At 68.3% G+C, this 18,840-nt stretch carries 10 protein-coding genes; 4 read left to right on the top strand and 6 right to left on the bottom strand.

Annotation, left to right across the window (positions count from 1 at the left end; all coding sequences use genetic code 11):
- Positions 1-73 precede the first annotated feature (73 nt).
- Entirely contained in the window at positions 74-736 is a 663-nt protein-coding gene (locus ACH4KB_RS35610; protein ID WP_398070867.1) for an ATP-binding protein, read from the top strand.
- An 8-nt stretch (positions 737-744) separates the two neighbouring features.
- Here the strand turns inward: ACH4KB_RS35610 and drmB are convergent, their stop codons facing one another.
- The 5 genes from drmB to ACH4KB_RS35585 all read right to left on the bottom strand — a co-directional run bounded on the left by drmB (position 745) and on the right by ACH4KB_RS35585 (position 12,996).
- Positions 745-2,589 (bottom strand): DrmB family protein, encoded by a 1,845-nt coding sequence (drmB, locus tag ACH4KB_RS35605; RefSeq protein ID WP_398070866.1) that lies wholly within the window; start codon positions 2,587-2,589, stop codon positions 745-747.
- The gene (locus ACH4KB_RS35600) at positions 2,586-5,843 is read right to left on the bottom strand and encodes a helicase-related protein (protein WP_398070864.1); all 3,258 of its coding nucleotides are present in this window, start codon (positions 5,841-5,843) and stop codon (positions 2,586-2,588) included. Before ACH4KB_RS35600 ends, drmB begins: the two co-directional genes overlap by 4 nt.
- On the bottom strand, positions 5,840-7,753 hold the full coding sequence (locus tag ACH4KB_RS35595) for a UvrD-helicase domain-containing protein (RefSeq protein WP_398070862.1): 1,914 nt from the start codon (positions 7,751-7,753) through the stop codon (positions 5,840-5,842). The genes ACH4KB_RS35600 and ACH4KB_RS35595 overlap by 4 nt, the downstream gene beginning before the upstream one ends.
- The gene (locus ACH4KB_RS35590) at positions 7,750-12,525 is read right to left on the bottom strand and encodes a sacsin N-terminal ATP-binding-like domain-containing protein (RefSeq protein WP_398070860.1); all 4,776 of its coding nucleotides are present in this window, start codon (positions 12,523-12,525) and stop codon (positions 7,750-7,752) included. The genes ACH4KB_RS35595 and ACH4KB_RS35590 overlap by 4 nt, the downstream gene beginning before the upstream one ends.
- 117 nt (positions 12,526-12,642) lie before the next feature.
- Complete coding sequence (locus ACH4KB_RS35585; protein WP_398070858.1) at positions 12,643-12,996, bottom strand: hypothetical protein; 354 nt, start codon at positions 12,994-12,996, stop codon at positions 12,643-12,645.
- Between the two features lie 612 nt (positions 12,997-13,608).
- Here ACH4KB_RS35585 and ACH4KB_RS35580 point away from each other — a divergent pair.
- From ACH4KB_RS35580 to ACH4KB_RS35570, 3 genes are read left to right on the top strand one after another with little or no spacing between them, the layout of a single operon-like run.
- Positions 13,609-15,732: a helix-turn-helix domain-containing protein gene (locus tag ACH4KB_RS35580; RefSeq protein WP_398070856.1), complete on the top strand. Its 2,124-nt coding sequence runs from the start codon at positions 13,609-13,611 to the stop codon at positions 15,730-15,732.
- Positions 15,729-16,721 (top strand): hypothetical protein, encoded by a 993-nt coding sequence (locus ACH4KB_RS35575; protein WP_398070854.1) that lies wholly within the window; start codon positions 15,729-15,731, stop codon positions 16,719-16,721. Before ACH4KB_RS35580 ends, ACH4KB_RS35575 begins: the two co-directional genes overlap by 4 nt.
- Positions 16,718-17,620, top strand: coding sequence for a DUF6339 family protein (locus tag ACH4KB_RS35570; RefSeq protein WP_398070852.1), 903 nt, complete (start codon positions 16,718-16,720; stop codon positions 17,618-17,620). Before ACH4KB_RS35575 ends, ACH4KB_RS35570 begins: the two co-directional genes overlap by 4 nt.
- On the opposite strand, the gene ACH4KB_RS35565 is transcribed toward ACH4KB_RS35570, so the two are convergent.
- Entirely contained in the window at positions 17,542-18,825 is a 1,284-nt protein-coding gene (locus ACH4KB_RS35565; RefSeq protein WP_398070850.1) for a DNA cytosine methyltransferase, read from the bottom strand. The two genes, ACH4KB_RS35570 and ACH4KB_RS35565, sit on opposite strands and share 79 nt — an antisense overlap.
- Positions 18,826-18,840: the final 15 nt, after the last annotated feature.

Here is an 18,840-nt window from a genome sequence, read left to right as displayed (position 1 = left end):
AAATGAGAGTTTCACTGACACTCTTCTCTTACGAACGATCACTGAAGGTGATCCCGGTTGCTCGAGAGCGGTGATGGACGTGGATGGCTGTCGCTTCGGTGTGGTGCGCAAAGCGTGGGACATGCCCTTCCTGGCGGAGCCCGCGGAGTTGGCAGGGCTGAGAAGCGCGGTCGGGTCTCGGCTGGATCACTGGGGGCTGGCCGGCATCGTCCCGGAGGCCCAGCTCTGCGCTTCGGAGTTGGCGGCGAACGTGATCAAGCATGTGGGATGCGGCACGCCCGCTCGCCTCACCGTGTCCATGAGCGGCAGCCGCCTGCGTATCGAGGTGAGCGACCCCGATGCGGGGAGCGTCCCCGTGCTCGTCACGGGAGCGGACGGAGACGAACACGGGCGTGGACTGGTCCTTGTGGATGCCCTCGCCGATCGCTGGGGTGTTGCTTTTCGGGCTACTTCGAAGGTCACCTGGTGCGAGCTGGCCACCGGTCTGCGGTCGTCGGTCGACCATGTGGACGGGCCTCAGGTGGCAAGGGCCGAGGCGCTGCTCGGGCTCCTCGGGCTGTCCGTGCGCGACAAGGACAGTCACCAGGGACCGATGACTGTGGCGCACGCGGAGGAGGCCGCCATCGACGTGATCGCCGACCTCCTCCACTGGCTCCGGGCCCACGGCTGTGATCCGGACGGGGCCCTTCGTCGCGCACAGGCACACTTCGGGGCGGAGCTGGCCGAGGCCGTGTGACCGTGTGCTCAGGAACGCAGCAGGTCGCCGAAGAATCCGATCGACGGGTCCTCCGGCGTGCCGACGAGGAGAGCACGGTCGAGCAGACCGTTGTTGTGCTCGCAACTCGTCTCCGGCAGCAGCACGCAGGCATGGCAGGCCGCCATGTTGATTCCACCGACACCGCTTCCCTCCGATTCGACGCAGAGAGGGTCCGCGGAGCACCAACGCGCCCGGTCCAGAGCCGAGTCCAAGGACTTCCGGAGGCGGTCGGGTTCGCCCTGTGCGACCAGGCCCCCCAGGCTGCCCGCGGAGTCGCTCGTCGCGGTACAGATGAGGATGCCCGCCATGGTGTCGCTCGCGTAGAGCCGCTCCCGCAGGGACGCCGCGGGATAGCCCCCGTCCAGACTCCACTCGTTGATCAGAGAGTGCGCCAGAGTGTGGAGGAGGACCATGCGGGGGGAGGCCGGCGAGTCGGGCACGGAGTCCGGATCCTGCGCGCGTTCGCGCGTCATACGAGTGTGGTTGTTCCGGATGCGATCGGCACGTGCCGCCACGGCGACGCTCCTGGCCCAGTCGTCCAGCCGCTCCTCGTCGAGCCGGAGGAAGACGCCCTCGCCCTGGACCTCCATGGCGGGCAGCCAGTCGAGATCCTTCAGGGACAGGGCCGCCTCGTGGACGTCCGCGCGGGTGTCCGGGGTGTCGACCCGGGAGAACGCCTTCAGGGCACGCACTTCCCGCAGTCGCTTCACCAGCATCGGACCAGTGACCCCGTACGGGGCCAGCACGGTCGGAGAGGAACGAGGAGGCTCGCAGACGAACCGGTCCTCGCGACCGGTCCCCTTCTCGGGCTGCCCCGCGATCAGCCGTTCGTACTCCTGCTTTCGCAGCGCCATGAAGGCACTGTCCACGGAGGCGTCGCCGTCGGCGTCCGCGTCCTCCTGATTCTCCGCTTCGAGGAGGGCGATGACCCTTTCGGCCGAGAACTCGTACGGCTTCTTCAGCGTGAGGGCCTTGAGAAAGCCGCGGATGCCGTGCTCGTCGCCCGTCTCGTACATCTCGCGCAGATCATCCATGTGGTCTTCGAGCCGGGTGAAGTGCTCGTCGCTCCACGGCGGGATCGACAACGCCGTCCGCACGATCGGCTGCCAGGCGACGGACGAACCGCGCTGCAGCGTGCGCGGCCTCACCGAGCAATGATCGGCCGGTGCGCCCTTCAACCAGGGCCGCTTGCCGCTGCAGAACACCTTCAGGTCCGACAGAGCCGTTCCGCTGAACGCGCCTTCCATCGAAACCTCGGGCACACCGCAGGTGCAGGAGATCAGGACCGACCGGAGGGAGGCGGTCTTTCCGCTGGTGCGCAGCCGCATCGCTCCGCCGCAGAGACCCGTCTCGCCCTCCTGTCGGTTCTTGCGGTGCACCCACTTCCAGTACGGGAAGTCGTCGATGTGGCCCTTCGCGCAGGCCATGACGAAGCGTGAGGGTACGAGGTCCTCCTCGCAGTCGCCGCATTCGTTCTTCCCCGGCGGGGAGTTGAACTGTCGGACGTGCTGGAGGGCGTGGCACTCCGGGCAGGAATGCCACAGAGGAAACCGGCGGACGTGCACGCCGTCCTTGCTCGTGTCGTCCGATGCCGGCGGGAGGCGGAACGATTTCACCCCGAGGACCCGGGCCAAGCGGTGCTCGTGGATGGTGGGAGCGTCACTGATGTTCCAGGAGTCGGTTCCGGCCACTATGAACGATTCGTTGTCCACAGCGACCATCGAGCCGACACCGTAGGTCGTGATCATCTGGGCACGCCGGACGGAACCGCGACGGGGATAGCTGCGCTCGGGTGCTCCGGTCCGGCGGCGTCGGGCGGGGGGTGGGGTCATCGGGTTGCCTCCATGAACAGACCGGACTCGGCATCGACATCGCGCAGACTCCAGAGTGTCTGCCAGGCGTTCTCGTCAGGGTCTTCGTCGTCGAACGCGCACAGCAGCGAGGCTGTCCGCTTGCCTCGCTTCGGCTCGTAGAGCAGACCGCCCCGGGATGCCGCCAGATCGGACCACCACTCGACGAACTCGTCGTAGGCGTCTGCCGTAGCCTCGTACTCCTCCTTGTCGACCTTCTCGACCCGAGCCAGCAGTGTGGTCCGCACGATCCGGTCCAGCTCGTCGCGGAACTCGTCGATCCTTCCCGCACCGTCGTTCGGACGGGCCGTGGGGATCAGGATTCGGGCGAGCGCGACGACGACGGCGTGCAGGCCCCGTTCGCGGGAGCGGGAGGAGAACGGCGTCACGCTGGTCGACTCCACCTCGCGGTACAGCGCCGAGTGGAAGTGCTGGAAGCTCTCGTAGTGCGAACGGTCCCTGGAGCGATTGGAGTTGAGCATCACGGCCACCAGGCCGGGGTGGCGGCGGCCCACCCGACTGGTCGCCTGGATGTACTCGGCCGTGGTCTGCGGCTGCCCCATGACGGCCATGAGCCCGAGTCGGTCCACATCGACGCCGACCGAGATCATGTTCGTGGCGAGGAGGACGTCCACGGCATCGGGGTGCCCCAGCCGCTGCTCCACCTGCTTCAGGCGCTTCGGTACCTCGCTGGAGTTGGCGCGGCTCGTCAACTCGGTCTGCTCCACGACCTTTCGCCGTACGCCACCCTCGCGGTCGGCCAGATACCCGAGATGCGCGTCGACGTCGTCGTGGACCTGCAGTTCCGCCGCTGCCAGGAGCCTGAGGCTGTTGAAGTACCCGACGAGCGTCCAGTAGGCGTCACGGACCTGTTCGTCGTCCTTGCCCTGCGCGGCCCGGTGGAGCAAGTTGGCGTACGTACGGATGAGCAGGGTGGACTGGCTCGTACTCGGGGTGAGCAGGCCGACGTACTGGCGGCTCGCCTTTCGTTCGCCTGGCGTCTCCACGGCGAACCACGAGTCCCTGGCGTCGATGCCCGCCGGCGGGAACTGGGCGACCTCGCGGGCGAACAGACTGGTGCCCTGCTCGGAGGCCCGACGGATCGTCGCCGTCGACGCGATGACCTTCGGTTCGTTCGCGAGCAGGTCGACCGCCGTCTCGTACAGCCCGGTGAGTGTTCCGAGCGGCCCTGAGATGAGATGCAGCTCGTCCTGGACGATCAGCTCCGGAGGAGGCGTGTCGTCCCCGCGGTCGAGGTTGAACAGCGCGGCGGTCTGTTCGCGCCACGGCATGGCAGCGAACTTGTCGACGGTCGCGATCACCAGCGTCGGGCGCGCGTCGTAGACGGCCTCGTCGATCAGGTGGACCGGCAGCCCGTCGCGGAAGTCGCACCACGTGTTGGGACAGCGGACGTGCATCCGCTTCGCATCTTCGTCGACCTCGTACTGGAACGCATCGATGCGCGTGCCGCACCAGGGGCACGCGTGCAGCTGGACCGGGTTCTTCTCCTGGAGTTCCTTCTCCTTCCGGAGCTCCACGAGGCTCTCCTCGGCGACCGACAGCTTGTTCGGTGTGGCGGACTGGCCCACCCACATGCCGATGGAGATGGGTTCCGTCCCGAGCGTCCGTTCGTCACCGAGACGAATGCGCTCCATGGCGCAGATCAGGGACGCGGCACGCTCGAACTGCTGCAGGGTGAGCAGTCGCAGGGTGTAGCGCATCAGCACGGTCACGCCCCCGCCCCGCTCCTTGTGCCGCATGCGGCGCAGAAAGGTCGTGAAGGCGATCAGACCGAGGTACGCCTCCGTCTTGCCACCACCGGTGGGGAACCAGAGGAGGTCGGCGATGTGGCGGTCGTCGTGCTCCGGGTCCACGATTCCTTCGAGGCACAGAAGCACGAAGGAGATCTGGAACGGTCGCCACCGACTCGCGGACGTGTCCGGATCGCCCACCCGGCCGTTCTTGACCCACTCACTGCGGCCCCGCTGCTGGGACATGGCACGGTTGGCGAGACGGAACGCCCGCATCGCTTCGCTGTTCGTGCCGAGGACCCTGATGCCTCGCCGCATGCGGGCCAGTGCCGCTCGGCAGTGCTCGATCTGCTTTCGTGCCGGAGCCTCGTGCGGTGTACTCCGGAAGACCTCCGCCTCTGTCTCCTTGCGGTCGATCCACTCGGCGTACCCGGCCATCAGGTCGTTGAGCGCGGCCAGGACCTCGTTCTCGGGGCGTGTCGCCAGGCCCTCCATGGTGAGGGCCGAGTCGTCGATGTCGGGGTTGGAGTCGGTGAGGAGCACCTCGTGCGCCGGGACGAACTCGGTGCGTACGGTGGAGATCGCCGCGCGTCCGACGTTCGGGTCACCGATCGGGGGCGGGGTCCACTCCCAGTCCGCCGAGCAGCCGTGGCCGATGGCGAAGGTCGGCGCGTGCCGGTGCAGCAGTCGACTCGTGGCGACCTCCGGGTCGATCACCGTACGCTCGGACGGGCGGTCCACCAGGCCGGGCGCGCCGGACTCGGTGGTCACGGTGAGGCGGGGCTGGTAGAGACAGAACGCGTCCTGGAGGGCGTACTTGCCCACGCGATGCGTATTGATCAACGTGACCGTCACGGTGACCGTGCCGCTCCCCGGGGCCTTCGGCCGGACGACGACGTCCAACGCAGGGCCGTCGATCGTTTCGACCGACGTCCTGCCCTGACGAATGTCGTCCAGCCGATAGCGACAGGGCACGGTCACATCGACGGTCACGGGGCGCACGGACAGCTCACGCCGACGCCACCGCTCCTTCTGCTCGGACACCGTTCGGGCCTCGGCCCGCTCGGCGGCCACCGGGCGCCCCTCGGCGTCGACCGGATCGTAGGCCGCGACGTCCGTGCGCACGAGAAGGCGGGGAGCGATCGTCGGGTCCACGGCGAACGTCAGCCCCATGGACGAGGGGCGTCGGTCGCCAACATGGACCGTACCGGGTTCGGGCAGCGGATCTTCGATGTCCCGACCCCTCCGCACGAGCGGAGCGTCGTCGAGTCCGTCGTTCTCGGCCGCGTCCTCCTGGAGCGCCCGCCCGGACTCGGGATCGGAGGCCCTCGGGAACAACACCCCTATCGGATAGGTGGTGATCGGCGGATCCTGGGTGAGGACCTCGTCGGCGGAGCCCGGGCCGAGCAGGTCCCTGCGGAGCTGCTCGACGAGACCTTCCCGGAGCGCGTAGTGGGCGGCGTGCGTGCTGGTCCCATCCGTCATCCGACGATGCCTTCCTGCGTGTTTCTTGCGGCGCGCCTGTAGCGCCCTAGCCCTGACATGCGGGGCACCGTCCAGATGCCGTGGTCGCCCAGCCCGGCGCGTGCGCCGGACGCGGTACTGCCCGCGACGCTCTCCAGACAGTCGACCCGGAAGCCGGTGATCTCCACCGGCCAGTTGATCTCCCACGTCTTGTTGATCTTCAGGGAGGTGTGGAGGTCCTTGCGGAACCGCTCCGAGACGACGGAGATCGCGCGATCCCCGTGGAAGACGGTGTACGGAGGGCTCTGGTCGACGGCCATGGTCATCTCGTGCTGAGGGCGGAGCGTCAGTACGTCACCCGGCGAGACCGATGACGCCAGGTAGTCCTGAACGGCTGCCGCGTCGTCGAAGAAGCCGTCCGTGCCGGGCGGGTGCTCCCGACACACGTCCTGCCCGCCGGCGACGATGCCGTCGCGGATGTACGGCTTCCACCCGCCGATGTACCACCGGTCGGTCACCCGGTCCCGGCGCACGAGTGCCGTGTCCGGTGCCGTGATGCGGAACAGGTCGTCCCGGGCGCGGGTCATCGCGACGTACAGCGAACGAGCCTCGGCCGCCGGGTCCACGTGGGTGTGCTGCTTGCGCAGCTCCGCGGTGGTGGCCGGTTCGACCACGATCACCCGATCGAACTCGAGTCCCTTGGCACGGTGCACGGTCGACACCACCAGGCCCGAGGGTTCCACGGCCGCCAGATCGTCGGGGAAACGCCCCTCCGCCACCAGACGTCGTACCGCCGAGACATCCATCAGCCCCCTGGGCGCGCGGGCGGCGCCCCGCAGGGAGCGCCAGATCCGCGCACGGTCGCCGACAGGAGCGGTCGGGCCGGCGGCGAGCAGTTCCAGGAAGCGCTCCTCGGTCAACGTGGTACTACCTGTGCCCCGCAGCACAGAGCTGACCCAGGCCGGGACAGGTCGGTCCTGCAACGCACGCTGGATCCGGTGCGGCACACCGAGGGAGAGCAGCTTCTCGGACAGCACCAGAGCCTGGCGGTTGTCCCTGCAGAGAATGGCGCAGGTGCCCGGGTAGCCGCGGAGCGAATCGACGGTCGACCGCTCCTCCAGAGGGCTGAGATCGGGGCACGATCGCAGGAGGTCAGTCAGCTGCCGGTGGAACCTCTCGCCCGCCGCGTCGGATTCGGCGGGTTCCGACGGCAGCCTCTTGAGCGCGCCGCCGAGAGCGAGCGCCGTGCGTGCTTCCCGGGTCCGGGCCCGGAAGTTGGTGGTGAGGTGCAGTTCGACCAGATCGTCTGGATAGGAGGCCCGCAACCAGTCGAAGAAGTAGTTGGTCTCCGCGGCACGGGCATCCTGGTCGGAGACCTGGAAGCCGAAGATGGCCTGGGCGCCGTCCCCCACCACCGTGAACCCGCAGCTGTCCTGGAAGCGGTCCAGCAGCGTCTCCACCATGTCCCGACGGTCACCCACCAGGTCCTGGACCTCGTCGATCACCACGTGGGCGGGGGCGCCCTGTTCGCTCTCCTCGACCGCGCCCCGGAGAACGGCCTCGGTCGTCTCCCTGATCCGCTCGTCGAAGCGCAGCGCGCCCCAATCCCGATCGGGTTGCTCCGCGCGCAGCACCGAGTACGCCCAGGAGTCGAATGTCTGCACCCGGACCCGGCGTGCCTCCCGGGCGTGCAGCGCGATGCGCTCGCGCAGCTCGCGGACCGCCGCGCGCGAGAAGCTGAGCACCAGGATCTCACCCGCCTCCAGCGCGTCGTCCTCATGCCCCATCAGGGCGTCGAGACGGCGGACCAGCGTGTGTGTCTTGCCCGCGCCCGCGCCGGCGGTGACCAGCAGCCGGGCGTCCCAGGGCTGCTCGACCACGGCCCGCTGTTCCTCGGTCAAGGGCGGGCTGTCGTGGTAGGCGTCGGTCACTTGGCCCTCCACAGGTGCTCGAACTGCGTGAAGGCGAGCGCCTTGCCGTAGTTGGTGATGTTGTCCCGGACGTTGAGGATCAGGCAGGTCTCCTTGCCCCCGTTGCCGGGACCGCGAAGACCGCGACCGATCATCTGCTGGTAGACGTTCGGGCTGTAGGTGGGGCGGGCGACGACCACCGCCCGGGTGGCCGGAGCATCGAACCCCTGTGTCAGGACACCGTAGTTCGTGAGGACACGCACGCGACCCCGACGGAAGTCGTCGATGCTCTTCCTGCGCTCTCCCGCCGAGGTGGCCGAGTCCACCGAAGCGGCGGTGATGCCCCGGTCCTTGAGCTTCGCGGCGAGGAACTTGGCATGCGCCACGGACGTGGCGAACACCAGGACGGGCCAGTCGGTGGGCATCTCGCCGATCTCCTCCAGGATGCGCTTGTTGCGGTCGTGGTCGTCGGCGAGACGCTGCTCGGCGGCCTTCGACAGCAGGCTCATCTGGTCGGCCCGTTCCTTCTCGTCGTTGGTCAGCTCGATGGTGCCGCCGAGAAGTTCCCGGTGATCGACCTTGGCCAGCATGCCGAGTTTCTGCAGTTCCCCATAGGCGTCATCCGTCGGGAACACACCGTCGTCGAGGCGCTGTCCACCGAAGCGTTGGACCAGGCGTCGGGTCTCCTCGTCGTTGGTGTTGCGGAACGGGGTCGCGGTGAGACCCAGCAGATGACGACCCGTGTCCCGTGCCGTCAGGCCGAGTTGTTCGAGGATCTTCGTGTACTGGGGGGAGATGGCGACATGTGCCTCGTCGACGATGACCAGACTCGCCTGCCGCAGCCAGGAGTATCCCTCGGTGTCGAGGCAGTTGCGGAGCTTCGCGTCCGTCGCGACCACGAGGTGGGAGCGATCGCCCACCGGGCCCGCTTCGTTGGTGGTCCACAGCCTGCTGATGGTGAGCGGGCTCTCCGCGCCGACCTTCGACCAGACGAAGCTCCAGCTCTGTACCGCCTGCTCGCAGAGCTCCTCGGTCTGGGCGATCCAGAGGATGGGGCCGTCCAGCTCTCCCACGGACTTGACCCAGCGGATCACGGCCTCCGCCGCCACGCGGGTCTTGCCCGCGCCGGTGGGCAGCGACAGCATCCCGCGCTGCGGTGCGAACCGGTCGAGCATCGCGAAGACCTTCGCCGCGAGGCGCTCCTGGTAGTCGTGCAGACGGGGAAACTCGGTGGGACCCGGAATCTCGATCCTCGGCGGCAGCGATGGAGTCCTGGTTCCGGCGAAGGAGTCGGGGAATCCGAAGTCGGAGACGAACTTCACCGCGGGCGAGGAGCCGGTGAAGCCGGACGGGGCATGACTCGGATAGGCGGCCAACAGATCACGGGCGTGCATCCGCAGAACACCGTCCCCGTGAGCGTTGTACGCCATCCGCGCGATCCTGCGGGCCGACGGCTCGACGTCGCCCAGTTCCGCGCGCTCGCTCTCCAGAAGGCCGGGCGGCAGACCCGCCCGGAGCGCGGCTTCGCCGACGAGCAGTTCCAGCTTCTCCTCGACGCTTTCCGCTTCCCGGACCCGGCGCAGGGCCGCCTGGAGCTGCTGGTCGGCCTCCTGCCGCTGCTGGGCGTCGAGGACCGCCCGGCATCCCGCTTCCTTCAGCCCCCAGCGCAGCTCACGGTCGACCGCCACGAGGGCGGCGAGCCGGTCCGCGGGTTCGAGGACGAGCACGGTGTTACCCCGGAGCGCGCTCTTGAGAGGCGTGGACCGGGTGCCCTGGGGGGTACGGGTCACCTCCTCCAGCTCGGAACAGGGCTGCAACCGGTAGCTGTTGACGGTGTTGCCCATCCGCTGGCGGAGCGTGGGGAACTCGTCGTGCAGCAGTGTGGGCTCGCCGATACCCACATGCCGTGTCTCCTTGCTGACGACGTCGCTGTACCGGAGCATGCCCCACGACTTGACGAGCAGGGCGGCGTCCTCGTCACTGCCTGCCATCAGCGCCGGAATCTGCTCCGCGCGCAGCGTGCGGTACTCCGCCTCGGAGGCCGCGACGGCGATCTTGTCGTCCTCCCGTGCGGACCATTCCGACCCGATCCGGCATCGGGTGAGCTCGCCCTCGGGGAAGTCGACCTCCAACCGGGTCAGCATCACGTACGTACGCCCGACGAAAGTGTCGTCGTCGCTGGTGCCGAGCTGTTCCAGCAGACGGGCCCACTGCTTCGCCGGTACGTCCTCCACCAGCGTGGGCAGGTGGAGCTTGCGGGCCTTCTCGGCGCTGATGTCCGCGACGGGCAGGACATCGGCGTACGCGTGCAGCTGAGGACCCACGGCGTCGGAGAGCGGGACGACGCCCTGCGAGGTGGGGACCCGGCCGAGCCGTACCAGCATCCAACGCAGCGGGGAGTAGACGGGTTTGCGTGTGGACACCTGGGTGCCGAACTGCATGGTCCAGGTGTCGATGACGCCTCCGTCGGGCAGCGCCTTCACGAAAGCCGCTCGCCCTTCGTCCGACAGGAGCTCCAGGAGGTGCAACGGCCCGCCGACGGGGGAGCCCTCCAGCTTGAGCCTGCCGAAGTTCGGTCGAGGCGTGTTGCTGCTCAGGGTGCGGCAGTAGCTGTCGTAGATCGCCGTCGAGTATTCGCTGAACCACGCCTCGTCCGCAGACGGACGGTGGCCGGCGGTCGGTGCCGCGCGCAGGCCGAACTCGTGGAAGACCATCCGGTCGTCGGAGTGGAAGTCCAGGTCCACCGCGACGGACCGGTCCCGACTCCCGTCGGAGGGCACAACGGGTCCGGGCAGGAGGCAGTCCCGCATACGGTGGAAGCGCCCGTCCACGGTGCGGACCGACAGCGTCGACATCGGGTCGGGCACGCGGGCGATCACCTCGCCGCTCACCTGGCTGCCGCCCGCGCTGTGGAACAGCTCCCAGAACCGTGCCCAGTCCTGCGGACCGTAGCCGGTGAAGCCCTGCTCCAGAACTCCGATGAAACGTCCTCGGGAATCGGCCTCCCGAATGCCGATGGCGTTGAGGTCCTGGATGAGTGACTGGTCCTCGGACAGCGCGGGGTCCACGTACGTCGTACCGTCCCGCAGTCCGTCCTGGACGGCTCTGCGGTAGACCTTGCCCACCACGGCGGGCACCAACCCGCTCTCCTCGGTCAACACGATGCGGGCCGCGCGGGCCTGGTCCGCGAAGGCCGACCCGTCCTGGACCATCGCGGCGAAGATGCGGATCGCGACGGCGGAGGCCTCGGGCGTACCGTCGGAGACCAGTGCCTCCAACCACTCCCGAACGGTCGCCCGCCCCTGCCTCGTCTGCTCCAGAATGTGCCCCACCTTGCCGGCACGGAACTCGGCGGCTTCCACGGAGGGATGGACCCAGTCCGTCGGACGCCCGGGGTAGGCGTTCCACATCCGGAGCCAGTCGAGCTTGAGCGGTGTCTTGCCCACCGGTGCGGGATGGACGCGCAACTCGCGGGGAACCCGCAGAACGCCGTCCTGGTCGGGAAGGGAAGGTAGCTCGGCGGTCAGCTTCCAGATCTGTTCGGTCAGATACTTGTCGGCCCAGTTGAGGGTCTCCGACTCCCTCGTCCGCCCGGGGAGCAGGGGGAGATAGGCACCGGGGTCCTCGGCCGGAGCCAGCTGCGGCAGCGATTCGACGACCAGCCTCGCCGCGACCTGGATGATCTCCTCGTTGAACGGGCTGGAGTCCAGAAGGTTCTGTCTGTCCTCGTTTGTCTTCCAGGCTCCGTTCAGGATGCCTGCCAGGGTCATCGGGTACTTGGTCGGGAAGAACGACCAGAATTCTCCCCGACCCCTGGGGATGGTGAGGATGGTGTCACCGGTGTACTCGGGTACGGCCCACGAGATGTCGATCGTCACTCGGTCGTGCATTTCGCCCGCGCCGGCCCGAGCCCGTTCGGTGGGCCGGTGGGCGTGGGTGAACACCTTCCAGGTGGCGTGGGACTCCGGCTTGCCCGTCCGAACCTCGTGGACTGTGCGTACGACGCCGTCGTGCTCGACGGTGATCTCCCGCCGGATCTGCGGCATGGCCCGCCGGTCCTCCAGGACCACCGTGCCCACGTGGTGGGAGAACAACTGGAAGCGTGCCGGGAACTCACGCTGCGCGTCGTGGCTGCCGGCGACCGCGTGGATGTCGTGCCCGAGTCGATCGGCCGCTCCGGGCAGGAGGGGAAGGCGCACAACCGTCGTGGCCCAGCCGAGCAGTTCGTCGAGGATCGGATCGGCGGAGCGCTCCTTCGCTGCCTCCAGGGGGCGGGCCATGCGCAGGACGGGGGCCTCGAAATCGGCGTCCACCGCGTCCCCGCCGGCGGCCTTTCGGATCTCCTCGTGCGACCAGGCCCGGTCGAATCCGAATGCCCCTGAAGTGCTGAAGAATTGAGGTGTGTCGGTGACGGCGAGGACTGATTTCACTCCGACGCCGAAGCGGCCGATCTGACCTCCACGCTTCTTCGAAACACTCATGCGGAGAATGGTCTCGGCGCCTTCCGCCGTGACCTCTTTGCCCTCGTTCGCGCAGTACAGATGCGTAGCCGTGAGAACGACGTGGACCTTCCCGCCCGGGGAGTGCGCGATCTCGTCCGCGGCGTTCTGTACGAGCTCGAACAATTGGCGGTCCCCGTAACCGCCTTGAGTGATTCGTCGTTCACCGTTGGCATGCTCAAGAATCAGCCCCGGATCGATCCGATACGCCGCCAGCACACGCTCCGACTGCTCGGTGATCGTCCGGATGACGGAGGTCTCGCCCGAACTGTCCGTCACATAGGGGTGGTTCAAAGTCTTCCAATCCGTGGCCGTGAGCTGAACGCGGGTGGAGCCGGGGCCGGCGGCAGCGGGGGATGCGGCCTGCCCCGACTCCACGATAGGAGTTCCGGGTCCGACGATGTGCCGGATTCAGTCGAGCTTGAAGATGATGACGACGAATGCCGGGCGCGCACGGTTCCGGCGGCGCTTGTTCCGGACGGAGCCCGCGTACTTCGGCGGGCGGCTGGTCATGCCACGGTTACGGTGCGGCAGACGCGGAACGCGGTGCCGCGGCTCCTGGTCCTCCGGCGGGCCGGATGCTTCCGGGGCGGAGGCGTTGCGGGCTGCCGCCTTGTCACGCCGGAGCCGGAGGGCGTTGATGTACGAACGCGTCGTTCCGACGGCATCGAGGAACTCGGACCGCAGGTAAGGGTCTTCGATGGAGTCGTACTGTTCGACGAGTCCGAACGGGGCGTCGTCCGGATCAGGCGGGTCGATGTTCATGGCGGTGCCCCCTGGGCTCTGAGGATGTGTACCGGGCGTGATGGAAAATGGCGCACGTGCAGAAGGGCGGGAGCGTCCGGGGTGACGGGTGCGATCGCCAGGAGGAAAGGTTTCTTCGGGAGCGGGGAGTCGATGGCGGGTCGGAGCGAGCGGAACGTGAGCGATAAACGTTCCAGAAGCCAAGCGCATTCTTCCGGCCGGGGCAAGAGGTTTGGTGATTCCCGGACGGGATTTCCTTTGCGGCCCCTGAAGCGATTTCTGGCATGCCGAAAAGGCCTCCGGGGAAGGAAAGGGTCGGTCGCGCCGGGTGAGGCGTCCCCGCCCCGAAGCTACAGGCCCGAAACGCTTGCCCGCAAGGCTTTGTCGCGAGCGATCTCCCTCCTCTTCGGGTACTTGCGGGGTGCGCATTTCGGACGCCCAAGAAGTAAGGGATAGGAGGGGTGATTCTGCTCGGACTTCCCTTTCGGTGCATCTCCGGACTTATTTCCAGGGGGTTGAAGGTACGGAAGAAGCCTCCGAGGAAAGGTGTCAAACGTCCTTGTCGGACGGAGCGTCAGTGTCAAATGGTGGGTGTATCGTGCAGGTCATGGTCTACGCCGCAGCTGAGGAGTGATGAGGTTGGACACCGGCATGGACTTCGGTCCCTGGCTCGCCCGCCAACTGAAGCAGTCAGGCATGAGTCAGGCTGATCTCGCTCAGCGGGTCGGGATGACACGAGCCGCTGTCTCTGCCTGGATCACGGGCCGTGCGACGCCGCGCGAGGAGACGATCCACAAGATCGCCGAGGCGCTCGGCACGGACCTGGGCACGATCCACACCCGTACCGCCGACACCTTGGCCGGCCTGCCGATCTCCTGGTACCACCGTCCGGGACACGCGGACGGCGGGCGCGAGTTCGGGAACGCGGCAGCCTTCGCCTTCGAGGCCGACGTCGGCGTCCTGGCCCGGGAGGCGACCCAGAACAGCCTCGACGAACGGCTCGACCTCGCCCAGCCGGTCCGGGTTCGCTACACCCTGCACGAGCTGTCGGGAGAGGCCCTCGCCAGGTTCCGCGACGAGATTCGCTGGGACGATCTGCTGCCCCACTACGAAGCGGCCGCGCAGCAGGACCAGAAGGTCGGGCGCATGATCGCGGCCGGTCTGAGCGACATGTACGACCGGGACCGCTTGGTCCTCCTCCGTATCGACGACTACAACGCCTCCGGGCTGACCGGTGACGACTACGAAACCGGTCGTTTCGCCGCGGTCGTGCGTCGGCAACTCGACAGCCAGAAGTCGATGAGCGGCGCCGGTGGGTCCTACGGCCTCGGCAAGGCGACGCTCTGGGCGACCAGCCGCCTCGGCCTGGTCCTCATGAACTCCACCCTGTCGGAGCCGCACGAAGGACGGACCGAGCGTCGGCTCGTCGGACGGATCGACCTTCCCTGGAGGGAGGTGGGCGGAAAGCCGTGGGCCGGCCCCGCCTGGTTCGGTCGACCCGACCCGGAGGCGGAGGACGTGAACGTGGCCCGCTCGTGGTGGGCGGACGAGGAGAGCGTCGAGCGCCTCCACCTCACCCGGGAGAGCGCCGAGCCCGGCACGTCCTTCCTCATCGTCGGCGCGCACGACGTGGCCAGCCTCGTCGAAGGGACGGACACCGAGGCCGACGTCGAGGACGACGACAGCGTGCACCGCATGCACCACCGCCTCAAGGACGCGCTCGGCCGGAACTTCTGGGCGGCCATGACCGGCGGTGGCAAACAGCGGCCCCTGCTGGAGGCATCGGTGAGGACGCTCCGCAACGGTGTGGAGATCATTCCCGAGACGCGGGTCGACCCCCGAGAGACCCAGCCCTCCCGGACACGCGCACTGCAGGCGTTCCTGGACGGCACGACCGTCGACAGGATGACGGAGTCCGGGCAGGTGGCCATGGCGACCGTGCCCCTGATGGTGCCCGCTCCCGCCGGTCGTGGAAACGCGGTCGAGCACCGGGCGGTCGTGCTGGTCACGGAGGCCGAGGACGGCGACGACGGAAAGCCGAACCGGGTGACGACCATGCGGGGCAACCGCATGACGGTCAAGATCGGTTGGGTGCCCGGTCTACCGGTGGGCACCAACCCGTTCCAGGCAGTCCTGCTCGCGGGTAGGGCGGCAGGGGACGAAGCTCCCTTCGCGGACGAGGCCGAGGCTTTCCTGCGCGCCTCCGAACCGCCCGAGCACGACAAGTGGGGGCAGACCGAGGAACTGCGCATGCTGTATTCGCCCTCCGCGTACCGACGGATCGGCGCACTTACGAACCAGGCGAACAAGGCCGTGCGCGAGTTGGTCGCCCTGCCCAGGAAGAGTCGCAAGGGCGGCCCGGAACGACTGCGCAAGCGTCTGTCCGTGGGAGGGCGCAAGACGGCTCGACCCACGCCCCCGGCCGGCCCGCCGACGCTGGTGGAGCTCGACGCCCGGATCGACGACAGCGGTGCGTGGTGCGTCACGGCCGAGATGAAGATCCCCGCCGGCGGCGATTCCTGGCGCCCCGCGCCGGTGGCCAAGCTCGACGTGCGCTCCGGGCCTCGACCGGTTCTGGCCTGGTCGGAGCTGGTCGCCGTGCACAACTGCGAAGTCGTCGACGGCACGATCCGCTTCGCCCCCGGCGCGCGCACCGCGACTTTCCGGGGAACCACCGACGTAACCACCCATCCCGTACGCGCCCAGTTCAGCGGCCTCGTCGTGGAACTCCGCACCGACAAGGGGGCCCAGGCATGAGGGCATACCCGTATCAGCGACTGCCCGGTGTCGTGTCGCTCCGGGTCACCTCCGTCGAACTGCGGGGCCCGGACGACATCAGGGATCCCCTCGACACCAGCGCCTTCTCCGCCGTCGAGCAGGTCGTCGCGCCCGGCTCCACGGGACGGGACGACTGGGAGTGGCTCCGTATGAAGGTGTCGGCCACCGTGCCGGGCCGGGCGACCGCTCCCGACAGCCCGTGGACCGACCTGGCGGTCATCGTCGTGCTGAGCGAAGGGGCCACCAACACGCGGGTCTCCACGGCCCTCGCCCCCGGTGCGGAGAACGGGCGGAAGTGGGAGGGGCAGCTCGATCTGTGGCGTGCGGACCATCTGGACCGGGCGACGATGTCCGTCCACGTCGTCGCCACGGTGGACGGGGTGCCGGGACGCGAGATCGCCGCCTCGGCCAAGGACTGGATCATCGACCTGAAGGCCGAAGCCCCGTTGCGTGAAAGGGAACTCGAGGTCGTCGAGGTCGGATTCCGCGAGGGCCCGCAGTGGCTGCGTCGCTTCCAGGAGGTGCCTTGGGCCGTGGACACGTCCGGCGACCTTCCCGTAGTCCACATCAACAAGGATTTCGAGGGAGTCTCCGACCTCGTCGGTGGCAACGGCACCTCGGTCGACAACATGGTGCGGGATCTGCTCATCGCCCAAATGTGCACGGACGTGTGGACTGCTGTCTTCCACACCGCCATCGGCGACCTGGAGATCGAGGACGACGGCACACCGTTGTTCCCTCGCGACTGGAGAGGCGAGGTGCTGCGCGAGATGTTGCCCGACGTCGTGCCCGACCTCCCGGTCGAGGACGCGCTGGGGGAGGTCCATCGGAGACGGACCGGAACATCCGGTTGGACCGACCTCCAACCGCGCATCCACTACGCCGCCACGCGCAGGGGCGACGTGCCCAAGGCCCTGAGCGCCACCATCCGTGGCCTGGACAGCATCCACCGGGGGACCGACGCATGACCGACAAGCCGAACCTCCTGCCCGAACGCCTGGCGTTGCTCGCGGACCTCAACGCGGCGCAGTACCTCACCGACGGGCTGCTCTCGGGCAAGGAGGACGCCCAGGCCATAGCGCTCAACAAGGTCACCGAACCCCTGCCCCACGACGGCGAGAGCCGTGCGGAACTGGCCCCGGTGCGCGACCTGATCGACGACGCGATGTACAAGTTCCGGGACGACCGACCGACCAGCGCCGACGCCTGGTTGGCACCCCGCCTCCATGCGACGCTCAGGCTCACCCGGCGGGAGGCGGCCGACCGCCGGATCTGGAACTACCTGGCCCTGGGGGTGGCTCCCGACTACGTGGTCTGGCGCCATCTGCCGGCCACATCGGAGGATGCTCCGGCAAAGGTTGCCTCCCGGCGGTTCCGAGGGCCGGCCTACACCCAGGCGTTCGCGCGATTGTGGTGGGCCGCCGAGCTGTTCCGCGACGGTCCCGACTACGGGCCGGTGGTGACCGTGTGTTCCAACCAGGACATGCTGAACACCGCCTTGCGGGTCGACGTGATCGACCACCGGCCGACGGCGCAGGCGACCGTTCGCCTGATGGAGCGCGGCACCGTGCGGACCGGCCGGGAGGTGAACGCACTCGTGGCGGCCATCAACGCCTCCGCTGCGACACTCGTGTACGACGTGATCGCGCCCGATGCGGAACGGGACGGCAGGCCGCTACGGGAGTGGATCGAGGCGGCGGAGTCAGCTCCGGCCGTCCCGCGCAGGGAGCTGCCCGTCGGGCCGTACGAAGAGAGGACTCCGGAGCGATCGGTGGGCGTGCTCGTCGATCACTTCGCGGAGCTCTTCGCAGAAGCGCCGGTGAGGGGACGGCCGGACGCGGACGAACGGGACGGTGCCGAGACCTGAGGAGACGCCGACCGGACGGACGCCGCCGGCGTCGCCCGGGGCGCTTCGTCCTTGGGACTCCACTTCTCCAACTGCTCGTACCACTCCTTCCGCGGAGGCTCGTTGAACAGCGCCATGCTCAGAATGTGGAGGGACAGCCTCGGTGGGATGGCGTTCCCGATCTGCTGGGCCACGTCGGTGGAGCGCCAGGGGTACTCCGCGGGGAAGGACTGGAGCAGGCCGGCCTCGCGCGGGGAAAGGCGTTCGAGTTCGTCCTCCGGCCTGAGCAAGATCTCGCCCGCGCCGTCCTTCCGCAAGGTGTACAGGCGGTTGCGTCGTACCTTGCCGGTGACCGTCGGGGCGGGCTCCCCGGACTCCCGGCGCCCCCGCTTCTTCGGGTCGCCGCCGGACCCGTAATTGGAGACCATGACGAACTCGGTCGTCCGCGTGCCGGCGAGCGCGTCTCCCATGGAGACCCAGGGCTTGACGTCGTCGTCGAACAACGATGCCTTCTGAGCGGCATCTCTGGGCGGAAGCCGTACGGCGCCCTTCCGGTACCTCTGATGCGTCGCCTCGGGGAAGAGGGGCTTGCGGTGCACGTTCTCCGGGTCGTGCTGGGCGATCAGGACCGCCCTGCGTCGTGTCTGCGGAACTCCGAAATCCTCGGTGTGCAGCACGTGGGCCTCGGCGGCGTAGCCGACCCCCCGGAGGAGTTTCGCGAAGTGCTTCCACACCGGAAGCACGGTCGGTACTTGCTCCAGCACGATCACCTTGTACGGCCGCTTGCGCTTGAGCTCCGCCTCCATGATCCAGCGCAGAGGTTGCAGCACGAACCCGGTCCGGTTGTCCGACATCGCGTCGGTCTCGTCCTTGACCTCTTTCCAGGCCACGTCGAACGAAGCCTCGTCGTCGTGCCCCATCAACCGGGTGGCCAGCCTCTTCACGTCTTCGAGCGCCTGATGGCCCTCGCGGTTGCCTGCCACCGAGAACGACTGACAGGGCGGCCCGCCGGCGAGCACAGTGGCCTCGCGGACCGAAGGGTCGCACGGGCCGAGCTCGGCGACATCCTTCACGTCGGTGGTCAGGAGCCCGGCCGCCGCACGTGTGGCGCGGGTGGCGTCGTCCCACTCGACACCGATGCTCTCGACGCCCTCGCCCTTCATGATCGTGGCGGCGATGTCGAGGCCGCCGGGCCCTGCGAAGAGATCGACGATCCCGAATTCCACAGAGGGGAGTGAAGG

Origin of the sequence: Streptomyces sp. NPDC017520 (genome assembly GCF_044329855.1) — a bacterium.
Lineage (GTDB): Bacteria > Actinomycetota > Actinomycetes > Streptomycetales > Streptomycetaceae > Streptomyces.
Note: the sequence above shows the minus strand (reverse complement) of the source record. Positions and strands in the feature narration are given on the sequence as shown.

Bases quoted from the DNA above. Each gene is read 5' to 3' on its own strand.
- ACH4KB_RS35580 (WP_398070856.1), top strand. From the start codon at position 13,609: ATGAGGTTGGACACCGGCATGGACTTCGGTCCCTGGCTCGCCCGCCAA.
- ACH4KB_RS35600 (WP_398070864.1), bottom strand. From the start codon at position 5,843: ATGACGGATGGGACCAGCACGCACGCCGCCCACTACGCGCTCCGGGAA.
- ACH4KB_RS35575 (WP_398070854.1), top strand. From the start codon at position 15,729: ATGAGGGCATACCCGTATCAGCGACTGCCCGGTGTCGTGTCGCTCCGG.
- ACH4KB_RS35585 (WP_398070858.1), bottom strand. From the start codon at position 12,996: ATGAACATCGACCCGCCTGATCCGGACGACGCCCCGTTCGGACTCGTC.
- ACH4KB_RS35610 (WP_398070867.1), top strand. From the start codon at position 74: ATGGACGTGGATGGCTGTCGCTTCGGTGTGGTGCGCAAAGCGTGGGAC.
- ACH4KB_RS35570 (WP_398070852.1), top strand. From the start codon at position 16,718: ATGACCGACAAGCCGAACCTCCTGCCCGAACGCCTGGCGTTGCTCGCG.
- drmB (WP_398070866.1), bottom strand. From the start codon at position 2,589: ATGACCCCACCCCCCGCCCGACGCCGCCGGACCGGAGCACCCGAGCGC.